Raw genomic sequence first — 14,875 nt, forward strand, 5'->3', positions numbered from 1 at the left:
ACGCCTCGTCCCAACCCTGCACCTGCTCAACCGTGACCACGTCCGGGAAACGATCCAGAACTACTCGAAGTAGTGATCCGCCGTAGCAGTACTAAGCGGTGTAACGACATCACCGGTCGTGGAGTCACCATCGGCGTCATGAGCGACAAGAAGACCGTGCTGGTCACCGGCGCGAACAAGGGACTCGGATTCGAGATCGCAGCAGGGCTGGGCGCACGGGACTACCGTGTGGCGGTGGGTGCCCGCGACCAGGCCCGGGGCGAGGCGGCCGTGAAGATGCTGCACGCCGCCGGCGTGGATGCGTTCGTGGTCCCCCTGGACGTCACCAGCGACCGTAGCGTGACCGAGGCCGCGGAACTGATCGAACGGCAGGGCGGACGCCTGGACGTCCTCGTCAACAACGCCGGCATCTCAGGAGAGACCGGACCAGGATGGACACAGGACCCGACCACGCTCGACCTCGACGTCGTCCGCAGCGTCGTGGACACCAACGTCTACGGCGTGATCAGGGTGACCAACGCGATGCTGCCGATGCTGCGGCGCTCGGCCTCCCCGCGCATCGTCAACATCTCCAGCAGCGTCGGGTCGGTGACCTGGCAGGCGGACCCGAACATCGAAATCGGCCCGATCATGGCGGCCTATTCGCCGACGAAGTCGTACCTCAATGCCATCACCGTGCACTACGCTCGGCAGTTCGCCGGCACCGGCATCCTGATCAACGCCGCCTGTCCGGGCCTGGTCGCGACCGACTTCACGGGTTTCCAGGGCCGCTCTCCGCAGGAGGCTGCAGCCACCGCAATCCGGCTCGCCACGCTCCCCGACGGCGGGCCGACCGGCTCATTCGTCAACGACGACGGCGTCATCCCCTGGTGACCACCAGCCCACGAGGAACCTGATCCCGACGCACCGCAACCGCGATCGGCCATCAACCCCGCACGTGATCCGTGCGGGGTTGACCGCAAGGCTCTGGTGCGCATTTCTGCCGCAGGTGTCGGATCTTGCCCACGATGTCGACGTGGGTGGCGTTCGGATCGGCGAGCAGATACCGCCGTGAGAGCCGGATTCACCGCTGTTCAGCGGTTGAGGCGGGCGGGCTCACCGGAGCCGCTGCGCCGGACGAGCCAGGCCTCGGTGATGTGGGTGAACATCGCCTCGGCCGCACCCTGCGGGTCGTGGGCGGCGATGCGTTCGTAGATGCGCCGGTGCCCGCGGTTGGACGCCACGCACAGGGACCGTTCGGTGCGGCCCATGTACCGGGCCGTGTTGACGACCTGACTCTCCAGCGCCCGCACGACGCTGCGTGCGACGCGGTTGCCGGACGCCTGCATGATCGTGTCGTGAAAGACGCGGTCGTGCTGTTGGTAGGTGATGTGGTCGTCGACGAGCTCGTCCATCCGGTCGACCATGGCGAGGAGGCGTTGAACGGTTTCCGGGTCGGCGGTGCGCGCCGCGACATTCGCCATGTCCGACTCCAGCAGGCGTCGGGTGACGACGACGTCGTCGAGAATGGCCAGGGAGTCGTCCTCGGCGATGGTGGCCATGAGGACCATTTCGTCGAGCATGTCCCACTGCGATGACGGGGTCACGGTGGTGCCCGAGCCCTGACGGACCTGGACCAGGCCTTTCTCCTGAAGGATCTTCACTGCTTCCCGGACGACGGTCCGGCTGACGGAGAAGGTCTCACATAGGACTGGTTCCGGCGGTAGCGGCGTCCCGGAGGGGTAGACGTTCCGGACGATGCGCTCGACCAGTTCGGCGGTGAGGGCCGTGGCCAGGCTGCTGGGCCGGCGAGCCCAAGTCGGGTTCGCCCCGGCGTTCACGGCCATATCCTGCGATGGCGTCATGTTTCCCTCCGGTTGCTCGCCGGGCGCGGCGTCGTATCAGTGTACGGGTGCGCCATTGACGACATACGTCATACGAGTTACGTTTCCAGCACTGTTGGCCCCCGCGGCCCATCGGCCGCTCTCTCTCAAAGGTGACGAGATGAGAAGGCGCTCATTGTGGTCGGCGATCCTCATAGCTGGGCTGACGGTGACCGGGTGCGGAAGCGCGACCGACTCGGATCGGTCCTCCACCGGGTCCACCGACAAGCTGGTCGTCTGGGACTGGAAGTCCGGTGAGCCCTCGGCGGCGTCCTACATCGAGAAGGCGAAGGCGGACTTCGCCGAGAAGCATCCCGGCGTCATGGTGGAATTCGTCGCGCAACCTTTCGACCAGTACTACACACTGCTCGGTGCGGCGATTCAATCCGGCAAGGGCCCGGACGTCATGCTGTTCAACGGTGGCGGGCAGATCCGCGACCGGGTGGACGCGCTGGTGCCGCTGGACGATTACCTGGCCGACGACAAGCAACGGCTGGCCGGCTGGGACGCGTTCACCAAGGACGGCAAGACCTACGCCGGCCCGGTGACACTGCAGGGCCATCCGCTCTACTACAACAAGGCGCTCTACGAGAAGGCCGGCCTCGATCCGGCTGCCCCGGCCACCTCCTGGGACGAGTTCGTCGCCGACTGCGGCGCCATCGCCAAGGCGGGCGCCGACTGCATCGCCCTCGGGAACAAGGAGGGGGCCGGCATCCAGTTCTGGCTCTCGGCGCTGGGCTCGGGAGTCCTCACCGCCCAGGAGTACGACGACTGGATCGCCGGCAAACGCGACTGGGCCTCGCCCCACGTCAAGCAGGTCTTCGAACTGTGGAAGCAGGCCGGCGACAAGGGACTGAACAACGACGGCGCGAACTCGACGGCGATGTTCAACGACTCCTTCGCCCTCTTCCAGTCCGGCAAAGCCGCGCATGTGATCGGCCTGATGTCGGACGTCGGGCACTGGCAGGACTTCAACGAGTTCCTCACACCGGACAAGCTCGGCGTCATGGACGCTCCGGTGGTCACCGCCGGCACCACCCCGGCTCTGGCCTACGACGGCGGTATCGGGTACGGGGTGGCCAAGTGGACCAAGGATCCGAAGGTGGCCGCCGACCTGGTGCGGTCCCTGACCTCCACGGAAGCGCTCACAGCCTTCTACGCGGACGCCGGAGCGATCGCGGCCGACACGACGATCGACGTGTCCCAGGGCGGCCCGGCGGTGGCCTCGATCGTGGCTGGCATCAAGACCGGCAAGCCCGCCCTGCACGTGGCGTTGTCGTCGAAGACCCTGGACCTGATGGGGCGCCTGTCCCAGCAACTTCTGAGCGGTTCCACCACCGTGGACGAGGTCGTGAAGCAACTGGCCGCCTCGGACAAGGCGGCCTGAGGCCGGTGCGGCCCGGGAGCGTGCAACGGTTGGTCCGTACCGGTGATGCGGGAGGGACCGACCGGGCACCGCACAGACCCGCGCAACGCCCTGCGCTCCGCCCAGGACGGGGCTCGAGCGCCGAGCGCCTCGCGCCGTACGTGTTGATCGCCCCGACCGTGCTCGTCCTGCTGGCGCTGCGACTGTACCCGCTGCTGCTCGGGGTGAACTTCTCGTTCACCGGCGACGGGGATCGCAACGGGGTGCCGGTCGGCCTCGACAACTACCGCGAGCTGATCGAGGACCCGCTGTTCCGGACCGCATTGGGCAACGTCGGCATTCTGGTGCTGCTGCTGCCGGTCGCCGTGGCGATCCCCGGCCTGCTCGCCACCTTCATCTACCTGCGGGTGCCCGGCCATCGTTTCTATCGCAGCGTCTACTTCTTCCCGGCCGTACTCTCACCGGTCATCGTCGGGGCCATCTTCAACCTTCTGCTCGCCTTCGACGGCCCGCTCAACGCCGTCCTCGGCCGGGTGGGACTGGGCCCGGTGGACTGGCTGGGCGACCCCGACGTCGCGCTGTTCGCGGTGACCGGCGTACACGTCTGGGCCACCTTCGGCATGGCCCTCGTGGTGTTTCTCGCCGGGTTCGCCACGCTGGACTCCGCGCTGCTGGACGCCGCCCGGGTGGACGGGGCGTCGCTGTCGCGCGTGATCTGGCACGTGATCATTCCCCGCCTGACCCGCACCATCCAGTTCGTCTTCGTCACCACCATGATCGGGATGCTGACCTCGATGTTCGGCCTGCTCTACGTGATGACCAGTGGCGGTCCCGAGGGATCCACCTACCTGCCCGAGTACTACATCTGGATCCAGCAGGGGCAGATGAACCGGCCGGCTCTCGCGTCGGCGGCCTCGACAGTCCTCTTCCTGATCATGATTGTCGTCGGCCTGCTGCAGATCACGCTGCTGCAGCGGACCGGAAGAGACGACTGATGTCGCGCCTGCGTCCGGGTTTCTGGTTCGCCGCACTGCCGATGGCTCTGCTGGCGCTGGCCACCGTCTATCCGTTGCTGTTCACCGCCAACGTCGCGATGAAGACCCGGCGCGACTACGTTCTCGATCGTTTCTCGCTGGCCGACACCCTGCGCGGCGAGAACCTCGAAACGGCGTGGACCAGCGTCGGCATGGGCCGCTACTTCGTCAACTCGCTGGTCGTCGTGACGTCGGCGGTGCTGCTCCTGCTGCTGCTCGGATCGATGGCCGGCTTCGCTCTGAGCAGGCTGCGGTTCCGTGGCTCGACGCTGCTGTACCTCGCCTGCCTGGCTGGGCTGTTCGTCCCGTTCCAGGTCATCATGGTGCCGCTCGCGAGGGTCATGGCCGACGCCGGGCTCATCGACACCTATCCCGGGCTGATCCTCGTCTACGTCGCGCAGTTCCTGCCGTTCACCGTCTTCCTGCTGACCAGCTACTACCGCACGATTCCCCAGGAGGTCATCGACGCGGCCAGGATCGACGGCAGCAGCGTCTACGGCGTGTACCGCCGGATCATGCTTCCGCTGGGCCGGCCCGCCCTGCTGTCGGTCGGAATCCTCAACGCCCTCTTCTGCTGGAACGACGTCCTCATGTCGCTGGTGATGATGCCCTCGGCCGAGCACCGGACCCTCATGGTGGGCGTGACCTCACTGCGCGGGCAGTACTCCGACGACATCCCGACCTTCGCCTCCGGCGTCCTGATCGCCGCGCTGCCCGTGCTCGTCGTCTACCTCTTCCTGCAACGCCAGATCGCCGACGGCGTCGCCGCCGGCTCCACGAAGGGCTGACATGCGGATCACCGGGTATCGCACACTGGCCACGACGCAGCAGTGGGGACGGCCGGTCGGCGACGCCAACGGCGTCTTCGCCGACGGGGTGGTCCCGGTGCCCATCGTCATCATCGACACGGACGAGGGCATTTCCGGGGTCGGCCTCGGCCCGCACGTCGACATCGAACGAATTTTCACGGCCATCGACGGTGAGGACCCGCGCGCGGTGACGTCCCTCTACGACCGGATGCTGCGGCACACCTTCAAGGCCGGGCACGCCGGTCCAGTCTTCGGCACCATAGGCGCGCTGGACACGGCGTTGTGGGACATCAAGGCGCAGGCCGCCGGACAGCCGTTGTGGCGGCTGCTCGGAGGACGCGACCGGCGGATCCCGGCGTACGCCTCAGGTCTGGACATCGCACTGACCGACGAGGAGCTCGCCGCGACCTATCAGGTCTACGCCGAGCACGGCCTGCGCGCCGCCAAAGTCAAGGGCGGCCTGGACATCGAGCGCGACCGGGAACGGCTGTGCCTGGTCAGGGACGTGCTCACCGAAGCGGCGCACGGCCGGCGGCCGGGCCTCATGCTCGATGTGAACGAGGCCTGGACCCGTAAGCAGGCCGTGCGGCACGTCGGCGAGCTCGAGCGCACGCTCGATCTCATCTGGATCGAGGAGCCGGTCCGGCGCTGGGACGCCGAGGGCCTGGCCGCGGTCACCCGCAGCGTCCGCGCGTCGGTCGCCACGGGGGAGAACCTGAGTGGGCTGGAGCAGTACCGCCCGCTGATCGCCGCCGGGGCGGTCGACGTCGTGCAAGCGGCCGCGGTCGGGGGCGTCACCCATTTCCTGCGGGTCTGCGCCCTGGCACACGCCTTCGATCTGCCGGTGAGCCCGGTGGGCAACAGCCCGATCGGGCTGCTGCACGCGGCGGCCTCCGTACCGAACCACCTGACCAGCGAGTTGCAGGACCTCACCCCGCCCGCCGGCGTCTCCTTGGACCTGCGCGTCGACGAGGGCGCCTTCCTGCTCGGCGATTCTCCGGGGGTGGGGATACGCGTCGACGAACAGGCGATTGTGGCCGCGGCGCAGCGTTCGAGTGCGCCTTCAGTGGGCGGGCCGCACGTGCGACCGGAACGTGCGGGGCGGCGGTTGCTGCCGGAGCTGGACGGCGCCGCCCACGGCGCCCGGTTCCCGGTCGCACCGTGGCGGAACAACGACATCGGCCCCCGGTAGATCTGACATAGATAGACGGTGATGATTGAAACATACGTCATTCGTATGATGAAATTACGGTGGCCGGCACCGGCCTGATCAACTCCACTACCGCCCCCCAGGTAAGGAGACAGCCGTGTCCGTATCCGCGAAACTCCTGGCCGGGCTCGCGACAACCACCCTGACACTCGTCGCCACCGCGGCTGCCGTGGCGGCGTCCGCCGCGCCCGCCCTCGCGGCGACCACCACCCTCTACGCCGCCCCGTCCGGAACGGGCACCAGCTGCACCAGCGCCCAACCGTGCTCGCTGACCGGCGCTCAGACCGCAGTGCGGTCGCTCAACAGCGCCATGTCCGGCGACATCGTCGTGCAGCTTGCCGACGGGGTGTACCGGTTGGCCGCCCCGCTGCGGCTGACCGCCGCGGACTCCGGCACGAACGGCTACCGCGTCCTGTGGCAGGCGGCGCCCTCCGCCCGTCCGGTGATCAGCGGCGCCCGGGCCGTCACCGGCTGGTCGCAGGTGGACGCCGGACGCAACATCTGGCGCGCCAACGTCGGCGTGGGCCGCGACAGCAGGCAGCTCTACGTCAACGGCGCGATCGCCACCAGGGCACGTACCCAGGTCAACCGCGCCGACTTCACCGCGGACAGCACCGGTCTGAGGTTCACCAGCAGCGCGCTGTCGTACCTCAACAACCTGTCCAACGACAGCCGCATCCAGGTGGAGAGCGTCGGCTCGTTCACCGACCGCTACGCCTCGGTGCAGACCATCGCCGGCAATCAGATCACCATGCAACAGCCCGGCTGGAGCAACAACAACTTCGGGTACGACACGTTCACCAGCCCGCATCGTGCCGGACCGCTCTACCTTGCCAATGCGTACGAGTTCCTGGACGCGCCGGGGGAGTGGCACCTCGACCCGGGCAGCGGCGCGCTGTCCTACATCCCGCTCAGCGGGCAGAACATGAGCAGCGTCAGCGTCGAGCTGCCCACGCTCGACTCCCTCCTCGCCGTGGGCGGGACCTACGCGGCCCCGGCCCACCACATAACCTTCACCGGGATCACGTTCACCGGTACGAGCTGGCTCGGGCCCAGCAGCAACCAGGGCTACGCCGACCAGCAGACGGGCGCGTACATCTCCGGGAACTGGAACTGGCCCAGCTTCACCTCATGCCACAACGGCTGCCCCCAGTTCGAGGCCACCCGGCCCCACTGGTTCCAGTCGCCCGCCGCCGTGCAGGTCTCCGCGGCCAACAACGTCGCCTTCACCGACTCGCAGTTCGTCAACCTGGGCCAGACCGCGATCGGCATCGGCAACGACGCCACCGCACACACCAGCGGAGTCGGGCTGGGAGCCGCGAACATCACCGTGACGCGGTCCGAGATCGCCCGTAACTCGGCCGGCGGCATCGTCGTCGGCGGCGTACGCGCTGACGCACACCACCCCTCCGACCAGCGCATGCTCAACCGGGACATCGCCATCAGCAACAACCGGCTCCACGACCTCGGCATCGAGCATCGAGGGATCGTGTCGGTGCTGGCCACGTACGTCTCTGGTGCGACGATCTCGCACAACGAGGTGTACAACCTGCCGTACACCGGCATGTCGATCGGGTACGGCTGGGGCTCCAACGACGCCGGCGGCAGCAACCACTACGCCGACCGGGGCCTGTACAACTACCAACCGCGCTACTCGACCGCGACCACCGCTTCGAACAACGTCCTCACCGGCAATTACATCCATGACGTGATGCAGCAGATGAACGACGGCGGCTGCATCTACACACTGTCGGCCAACCCCGGATCTCTGATCAGCGACAACTACTGCCTGCGCACCAACGGGTACTTCGGTCTCTACTTCGACGAGGGCTCGCGCTACTACACCGCCCGCAACAACGTCTTCTCCGCGACCGGTACCTGGGCCACCGCCAACTACTGGTTCGCCGAGAACATGGGCAACTTCACCGTCACCGGCAACTGGTCCACCAACGGCAGCACCAACGTCACCAACGGCGACCGCGGCAACGTGGTGTCCGGCAACGTCACGGTCACCGGCGGCAATTGGCCCGCGGGAGCGCAGGCGGTGATGGCGGCGGCCGGTCCGCAGAGCGGGTCCGGGCGGCAGAACGTCCAGATTGCCGGGGGCGGGTCGGGCCGATGCGTCGAGGTCGGCGGATCCAGCACGGCCAACGGCACGCAGGTGCAGCTGTGGGACTGCCACGGCGGGACGAACCAGCGATGGACCTACACCGCCGGTAAGCAGCTGACGGTGTACGGCAACAAGTGCCTCGACGCGTCCGGCAACGGCACGGTCAACGGCACTCCCGTGATCATCTGGGACTGCAACGGCCAGGCCAACCAGCAGTGGAACGTCAACTCCAACGGGACGATCACCGGCGCGCAGTCCGGCCTGTGCGTGGACGCGAGTGGCAACGGCACCGCCAACGGAATCAAGATCCATCTTTGGGCATGTCACGGCGGCGCCAACCAGCAGTGGAGCCTGCGGAACTGAGCGGCGCCATCGACGTCCCGCCGCCCGAGCTGTTGCCCCGGCTCGGGTGGCGGTGGCCCGCCGGCATGGCACCCGGTGGGCCACGGCAACATCCTGCCACCACACCGGCGCGACGGCGCGCGCCCCAGCCTGACAGCCAGCTGCTCAGGAAGGGATCGCACCCTCATGCTCAAGAGACCCTGTGCTGCGGTGGCGACGTTGCTGCTGCTCGCGGCCACGCTCACCGTTCAGATGTCCACTTCGCCACCGGCCTCGGCCCACACCATCACCGGCGCCGACTTCCAGCAGGTGCAGCTCGCCCGGGGCGTATCGGAAGTCGGCGAGCCGATGTCACTCGCGGTATTGCCCGACCGTTCTGTGCTGCACACCGCGCGCAACGGAACGCTGCGCCGCACCGACGCCGCCGGCAACACCACCGTGATCGGCACCATCCCCGTGTACACGCACGACGAGGACGGTCTGCAGGGAATCGGCGTGGATCCCGGCTTCGCCGCCAACCGGTACGTCTACCTCTACTACGCTCCGCCCCTGTCCACCCCCGGCGGTGACGCGCCGGTCACCGGCACGAACTGGGCCGCCTGGCAGGGCGTCAACCGGCTCTCCCGGTTCACCCTCAACGCCGATTTCAGCCTCAACACGGCCAGCAAGGTAGACATCCTCGAGGTCGCGGCCGACCGGGGTATCTGCTGCCACGCCGGTGGGGACATCGACTTCGACGCGGCCGGCAACCTGTACCTGTCCACCGGCGACGACACCAACCCGTTCGAGTCCGCCGGCTACGCCCCGCTCGACGAGCGCACCAACCGCAATCCGGCGTTCGACGCGCAGCGCAGTGCCGCCAACACCAACGATCTGCGCGGCAAGGTGCTGCGGATCAAGGTCAACGCGAACGGGTCCTACTCGATCCCGGCCGGCAATCTGTTCCCGCCCGGCACTGCGGGAACCCGGGCGGAGATCTACGCCATGGGCCTGCGGAACCCGTTCCGGATGAGCGTGGACAAGGTCACCGGCATTGTGTACGTCGCCGACTACGGTCCGGACGCCGGCGCCACCACGTCGCGCGGACCGCAGGGCCAGGTCGAGTTCAACCGGATCACCGGCCCCGGCTTCTACGGCTGGCCGTACTGCACCGGCGCGAACACCGCCTCGGAGACGTACGCCGAATGGAACTTCGCCACGAACACGGCAGGCGCCAAGTACAACTGCTCGGGCGGGCCGACGAACAACTCGTTCCGCAACACCGGTCTCGGCACGCTTCCGCCCGCCAAAGGAGCCTGGATCCGGTACGGAGGCGACTCCGGCAGCCCGTCGGCATTCGGCGGCGGCGCGGAGTCACCCATGGCCGGACCGGTCTACCGCTACGATCCCGCCTCGACGTCGCCGACGAAGTTTCCGCAGACGTTCGACGGACAGTTCTTCGCCACCGAGTTCGGCCGCGGCTGGATCAAGCCGATCCACCTCAACGCCGACGGCTCACCGGGGACGATCGACAGCTTCCCGTGGACCGGCAAGCAGGTGATGGACTCCGCCTTCGGCCCGGACGGCTCCTACTACGTGCTCGACTACGGCACCGGGTACTACAGCGGGGACGCCAACTCGGCGCTCTACCGGTTCGACTACGTCGGTGGCGGCAACCGCGCGCCGGCAGCGGCGGCGAGCGCGGACAAAACCTCCGGCCAGGCGCCGCTCACCGTGGCCTTCTCGTCGGCCGGCTCGTCGGATCCGGAGGGCGGAGCGCTCACGTTCGCGTGGAACTTCGGTGACGGCACCAGCTCCACCGTCGCCAACCCGACGAAGACGTACCCCACGAACGGCGACTACACAGCCACGTTGACGGTACGCGACGCGGCCGGCGCGACAGGCACCGCGAGCGTACGGATCACGGTCGGCAACACCGCGCCGACAGTGAGGTTCGGCAGCCCCGCCGCCGGGCACATCTTCACCTTCGGTGACACGGTGCCGTTCAGCGTCACGGTGACCGATCCGGAGGACGCGACGATCGACTGCGCCCGGGTCAAGGTGACCTACGTACTCGGCCACGACAACCACGGCCACCAGATCACCTCGAAGACCGGGTGCACCGGCACGCTCACCATCCCGGTCGACGGCGAGCACGACGACGCGGCGAACATCTTCGCGGTCTTCGACGCCGAATACACCGACGACGGCGGGCTCACCACCCATACCCAGCACATCCTGCAGCCGAGACACCGCCAGGCGGAGCACTACAAGACCTCCTCCGGCATCGTCGTCTACGACAAGTCCGCCGCCCAGGGCGGTAAGACCGTCGGCAGCATCGACAACGGCGACTGGATCGCCTTCGAGCCCTACCAGCTGAGCAGCGCCACATCGTTCAGCGCCCGGGTCTCGTCCGCCGGCGCCGGCGGCACGGTGCAGGTCCGCGCCGGCTCGCCCACCGGCACCGTCCTCGGCTCGGCCACCGTCCCGGTGACCGGCTCCTGGGACACCTTCACCACCGTGAACGGCTCGATCGCCGGTGCGCCGGCCGGCACTACGACCCTCTACCTGACCTTCGCCGGCGGCTCCGGCTTCCTCTTCGACGTCGACGCGTTCACCTTCAACACCGGGACCACCCAGCCCGGCGGAACGGGGCCGATCGTGGGGGTCGGCGGTAAGTGCCTGGACGTGCGTAACGGTGCTTCGGCGGACGGCACGCAGGTGCAGATCGCGTCGTGTTCGGGTGTGGCGGGGCAGCGGTGGACGGTGACGCCCGGCTCGACGATCTCGGCGTTGGGCAAGTGCCTGGACATCAACGGCAACAGCACCGCGAACGGGGCGAAGGTGCAGTTGTGGACCTGTAACGGTGGCGCCAACCAGATCTGGCAGGCGGGTGCCGACGGCTCGATACGCAACCCGCAGTCGGCCAAGTGCCTGGACGTGTCGGGCGGCGGCTCCGCGGACGGCACGGTCGTGACCCTGTGGACGTGCAACGGCGGCGCGAACCAGCGCTGGACCCTTCCCTGAAAGCGAGACATGACATGCGCAGACAAATCCGGAGCACGCTCCGCAGAGCGGCAGCCGTGACACTTCTCGTCCTGGGCAGCGTCGCTTCGCCCAGCCCGGCAGTCGCTGCCGATCCGCCGTACAACGTTCTCGTCTTCTCCAAGACCGCCGGGTTCCGGCACGACGCGATCCCGGCCGGCATCCAGGCCATCCGCGACCTGGGGGCGGCGAACAGCTTCACGGTCACCGCCACCGAGGACGCCAACCACTTCACCACCGCCAACCTGAGCCGCTACCGGGCGGTGGTCTTCCTCAACACCACCGGTGACGTGCTGAACGGTACGCAGCAGGCGGCGTTCGAGTCCTACATCGGCTCGGGTGGCGGCTACGTCGGTGTCCACGCCGCCGCGGACACCGAGTACGACTGGCCCTTCTACGGCAACCTGGTCGGCGCCTACTTCGCCTCCCATCCGGCGATCCAGCCGGCCACCGTCCGGGTGCAGGACCGGGCGCACGCGGCGACCGCCCATCTGCCGCAGGCCTGGAACCGCACCGACGAGTGGTACAACTTCCGGACCAACCCCCGCGCCACCGCCCACGTGCTCGCCACACTGGACGAGTCGTCGTACTCGGGCGGGTCGATGGGCGCCGACCACCCGCACACATGGTGCAAGACCGCCTCCGGCGGCCGGTCCTTCTACACCGGCGGCGGGCACAGCCAAGGGGCGTACGCGGAGCCGGCGTTCCGGTCGCACCTGCTCGGCGGCATCCGGTACGCGGCCGGCGTGAGCAAGGCCGACTGCCGGCCCGAGACCGGCTACACCGCCCTGTACAACGGCTCGACGACCGGCTGGTCCCAATCCGGTCCGGGCGGTTTCACCAACACCGACGCCACCCTCAGTTCCAGCGGTGGCATGGGCATGCTCTGGTACAGCGCCCGGCAGTTCACCAACTACTCGCTGAAGCTCGACTGGAAACTGCTCGGCGACGACAACTCGGGGATCATCGTCGGCTTCCCGCCGCCGAGCGACCCCACCTCGGCCCTGGACAACGGCTACGAGGTGCAGATCGACGCCACCGACACGACCGACCGCACCACCGGCTCGATCTACGCGATCAAAGCTCCCGACACTGCCGCCCGGGACGCGGCGCTCAACGCGCCGGGCGAATGGAACACGTTCGAGATCCTGGTGGAGGGCGAGCGGCTGCAGGTGTTCCTCAACAGCGTGAAGATCAACGACTTCACCAACACCAACCCGGCCCGGTCACTCGCCGGCCACGTCGGCATCCAGAATCACGGTACGGGCGACGACGTCTCCTTCCGCAACATCCGGATCAAGGATCTGGGTGGCACGCAGCCCGGCGGCACGGGCCCGATCGTGGGGATCGGCGGTAAGTGCCTGGACGTGCGTAACGGTGCTTCGGCGGACGGCACGCCGGTGCAGATCGCGTCGTGTTCGGGTGTGGCGGGGCAGCGGTGGACGGTCACGCCGGGGTCGACGATCACGGCGCTGGGCAAGTGCCTGGACGTCAGCGGGAACAGCACCGCGAACGGGGCCCGGGTCCAGTTGTGGGGCTGTCACGGTGGTGGCAACCAGACCTGGCAGGCGGCTGCGGACGGGTCTGTGCGCAATCCGCAGTCGGGTAAATGCCTGGACGTGTCGGGCGGCGGTTCCGCGGACGGCACACTGGTGCACCTGTGGAGCTGTCACGGCGGCGCGAACCAGAAGTGGACCCTGCCCTGAGCCTCGCGTTCAACGATGGAGCACACGAGACGGCCACCCGATCCGCTGACCGGGTGGCCGTCTCTCCTCGTGTTCCTACGCTCGCGTCCAGCGCTGGTTGGCGGCCGCGGTGCAGTTCCACAGGATCACCGCGGTGCCGTTGGCCGTGGCGTTGCCGTTCACGTCCAGGCACAGCCCGGCCTGATTGCTGACCGTGCCGTTGCCGTTGAGGGTCCACTGCTGGTTCGTGCCGCCGTTGCAGTCCCAGATCTGCACCCGGGCGGAGGCGTTGGCCGGGGCGTCCAGGCACTTGCCCATCACCCGCAGCTCCGCCCCGCTCCGGCTGAACCGCTGGTTGGCGTTGGCATGGCAGTCCCAGATCTGCGCCGGCGTGCCGTTGGCCGAGTTCGCGCCGCTGATGTCCAGGCAGCGGCCGGAGGCCTCACTGCGCAGCCGGAACGCGGCCGGGTCGGACGGTGAGGACGGGCTGGACGACGGCGGGGTTCCCGCGAACTGCGAGAAGAACCGCCACACCTCCACCTTGGTCCAGGTCCGGGTGCCGTCCTCACAGCCGCTGCACCCGTCCACCGGCCCCGGACCGTGACCGCCGTCGAACGCCGCCCACTGCACCGGATAGCCGGCCCGGCATCCCGCGTACGCGGTGGTGATGTGCGTGCGGCTGCCGGGGCCCGGCTCGCGCGGGCTCTGCGCGGTGCAGCCGTTGTTGCGGACGAACGTGTCGCGCAGCGACCGGCCCGCCGAGATGTTGAGGACGTTGTCCGAGATGCCGTGCAGACCGAAGTACGCGATCGGCTGGCTGCCGCCGCTGCATCCGCTCAGCTGCGCGCCGGCGTAGACGGCGACAGCCCGGAAGACGGTCGCCCGGGCGCAGGCGAGCGCATAGCTCATGCCGCCGCCATAGCTGAAGCCGAGCGCGAAACGCTGGGACGTGTCGACGCAGAGGCCGTCCTCGATCCGCCGGAGCATGTCGTCGACGAAGGTGACGTCCTCACCGCCGGAGTTGGCCCAGCCGTTGCCGAGACCCTGTGGCGCGACCAGGATCGCGCTGTTGTTCGACTGCTCCTGCATTCCGTAGTAGGCCCACGAGGCGCCGCTGCTGCCGCCCGAGGCGACGTCGTTCATGGTGCCGCCCCGCCAGTGGAACGCGAAGATCAGCCGGTACGGGGTGGTGTTGTTGTAGCCGGCGGGGATCCGCAGGATGAAACTGCGGGTCTTGCCGTTGCTCTGCATCGAGTGGGTTCCGCTGCTGAGGGTGGGAGCCTTGCCGCAGCCGGGCGTCGCCGCGAGCGCGACGACGTCGGCGGCCGCCAGCCGGATGCCGGTCAACCCGGCGGCGGTGAGCAGCACTGTGGCGGCCGTGGCGACCAGCAGCGTAGGCCATCGGCGGTGACCGGTGCCTTGTCGCATTGTGT

10 protein-coding genes are annotated in these 14,875 nt (G+C 68.4%); 8 read left to right on the forward strand and 2 right to left on the reverse strand.

Annotated elements, in window-relative coordinates:
• Window positions 1–138 precede the first annotated feature (138 nt).
• Window positions 139–873 (forward strand): SDR family oxidoreductase, encoded by a 735-nt coding sequence (locus AB0F81_RS16600; protein ID WP_360197594.1) that lies wholly within the window; start codon window positions 139–141, stop codon window positions 871–873.
• Between the two features lie 200 nt (window positions 874–1,073).
• On the opposite strand, the gene AB0F81_RS16605 is transcribed toward AB0F81_RS16600, so the two are convergent.
• Entirely contained in the window at window positions 1,074–1,820 is a 747-nt protein-coding gene (locus tag AB0F81_RS16605; RefSeq protein ID WP_360197597.1) for a FadR/GntR family transcriptional regulator, read from the reverse strand.
• A gap of 163 nt (window positions 1,821–1,983) precedes the next feature.
• Between AB0F81_RS16605 and AB0F81_RS16610 the strand changes: the two genes are divergently transcribed.
• The 7 genes from AB0F81_RS16610 to AB0F81_RS16640 all read left to right on the forward strand — a co-directional run bounded on the left by AB0F81_RS16610 (window position 1,984) and on the right by AB0F81_RS16640 (window position 13,463).
• Window positions 1,984–3,249 carry an extracellular solute-binding protein gene (locus tag AB0F81_RS16610; protein WP_360197600.1) on the forward strand — a complete coding sequence of 422 codons (1,266 nt, stop codon included), beginning with the start codon at window positions 1,984–1,986 and terminating at the stop codon, window positions 3,247–3,249.
• A gap of 140 nt (window positions 3,250–3,389) precedes the next feature.
• The gene (locus tag AB0F81_RS16615; RefSeq protein WP_360197603.1) at window positions 3,390–4,223 is read left to right on the forward strand and encodes a sugar ABC transporter permease; all 834 of its coding nucleotides are present in this window, start codon (window positions 3,390–3,392) and stop codon (window positions 4,221–4,223) included.
• Window positions 4,223–5,050, forward strand: coding sequence for a carbohydrate ABC transporter permease (locus AB0F81_RS16620; protein WP_360197606.1), 828 nt, complete (start codon window positions 4,223–4,225; stop codon window positions 5,048–5,050). Before AB0F81_RS16615 ends, AB0F81_RS16620 begins: the two co-directional genes overlap by 1 nt.
• Window position 5,051: 1 nt before the next feature.
• Window positions 5,052–6,263 carry a mandelate racemase/muconate lactonizing enzyme family protein gene (locus AB0F81_RS16625; protein ID WP_360197609.1) on the forward strand — a complete coding sequence of 404 codons (1,212 nt, stop codon included), beginning with the start codon at window positions 5,052–5,054 and terminating at the stop codon, window positions 6,261–6,263.
• A 115-nt stretch (window positions 6,264–6,378) separates the two neighbouring features.
• On the forward strand, window positions 6,379–8,754 hold the full coding sequence (locus tag AB0F81_RS16630) for a ricin-type beta-trefoil lectin domain protein (protein ID WP_360197611.1): 2,376 nt from the start codon (window positions 6,379–6,381) through the stop codon (window positions 8,752–8,754).
• A gap of 165 nt (window positions 8,755–8,919) precedes the next feature.
• Entirely contained in the window at window positions 8,920–11,739 is a 2,820-nt protein-coding gene (locus tag AB0F81_RS16635) for a carbohydrate-binding protein (RefSeq protein WP_360197614.1), read from the forward strand.
• A 14-nt stretch (window positions 11,740–11,753) separates the two neighbouring features.
• Window positions 11,754–13,463 carry a ThuA domain-containing protein gene (locus AB0F81_RS16640; protein ID WP_360197617.1) on the forward strand — a complete coding sequence of 570 codons (1,710 nt, stop codon included), beginning with the start codon at window positions 11,754–11,756 and terminating at the stop codon, window positions 13,461–13,463.
• A 75-nt stretch (window positions 13,464–13,538) separates the two neighbouring features.
• Here AB0F81_RS16640 and AB0F81_RS16645 read toward each other — a convergent pair whose 3' ends face one another.
• Window positions 13,539–14,870, reverse strand: a complete 1,332-nt coding sequence (locus AB0F81_RS16645; protein WP_360197620.1) for a ricin-type beta-trefoil lectin domain protein — start codon at window positions 14,868–14,870, stop codon at window positions 13,539–13,541.
• Window positions 14,871–14,875: the final 5 nt, after the last annotated feature.

It is taken from the genome of Actinoplanes sp. NPDC024001, from assembly GCF_040638955.1.
Classification (GTDB): domain Bacteria; phylum Actinomycetota; class Actinomycetes; order Mycobacteriales; family Micromonosporaceae; genus Actinoplanes.

What these genes read in the sequence shown, in the direction of transcription:
- AB0F81_RS16635 (WP_360197614.1), top strand. Translation starts at nt 8,920, where the DNA reads ATGCTCAAGAGACCCTGTGCTGCGGTGGCGACGTTGCTGCTGCTCGCG.
- AB0F81_RS16620 (WP_360197606.1), top strand. Translation starts at nt 4,223, where the DNA reads ATGTCGCGCCTGCGTCCGGGTTTCTGGTTCGCCGCACTGCCGATGGCT.
- AB0F81_RS16640 (WP_360197617.1), top strand. Translation starts at nt 11,754, where the DNA reads ATGCGCAGACAAATCCGGAGCACGCTCCGCAGAGCGGCAGCCGTGACA.
- AB0F81_RS16625 (WP_360197609.1), top strand. Translation starts at nt 5,052, where the DNA reads ATGCGGATCACCGGGTATCGCACACTGGCCACGACGCAGCAGTGGGGA.
- AB0F81_RS16600 (WP_360197594.1), top strand. Translation starts at nt 139, where the DNA reads ATGAGCGACAAGAAGACCGTGCTGGTCACCGGCGCGAACAAGGGACTC.
- AB0F81_RS16610 (WP_360197600.1), top strand. Translation starts at nt 1,984, where the DNA reads ATGAGAAGGCGCTCATTGTGGTCGGCGATCCTCATAGCTGGGCTGACG.
- AB0F81_RS16645 (WP_360197620.1), bottom strand. Translation starts at nt 14,870, where the DNA reads ATGCGACAAGGCACCGGTCACCGCCGATGGCCTACGCTGCTGGTCGCC.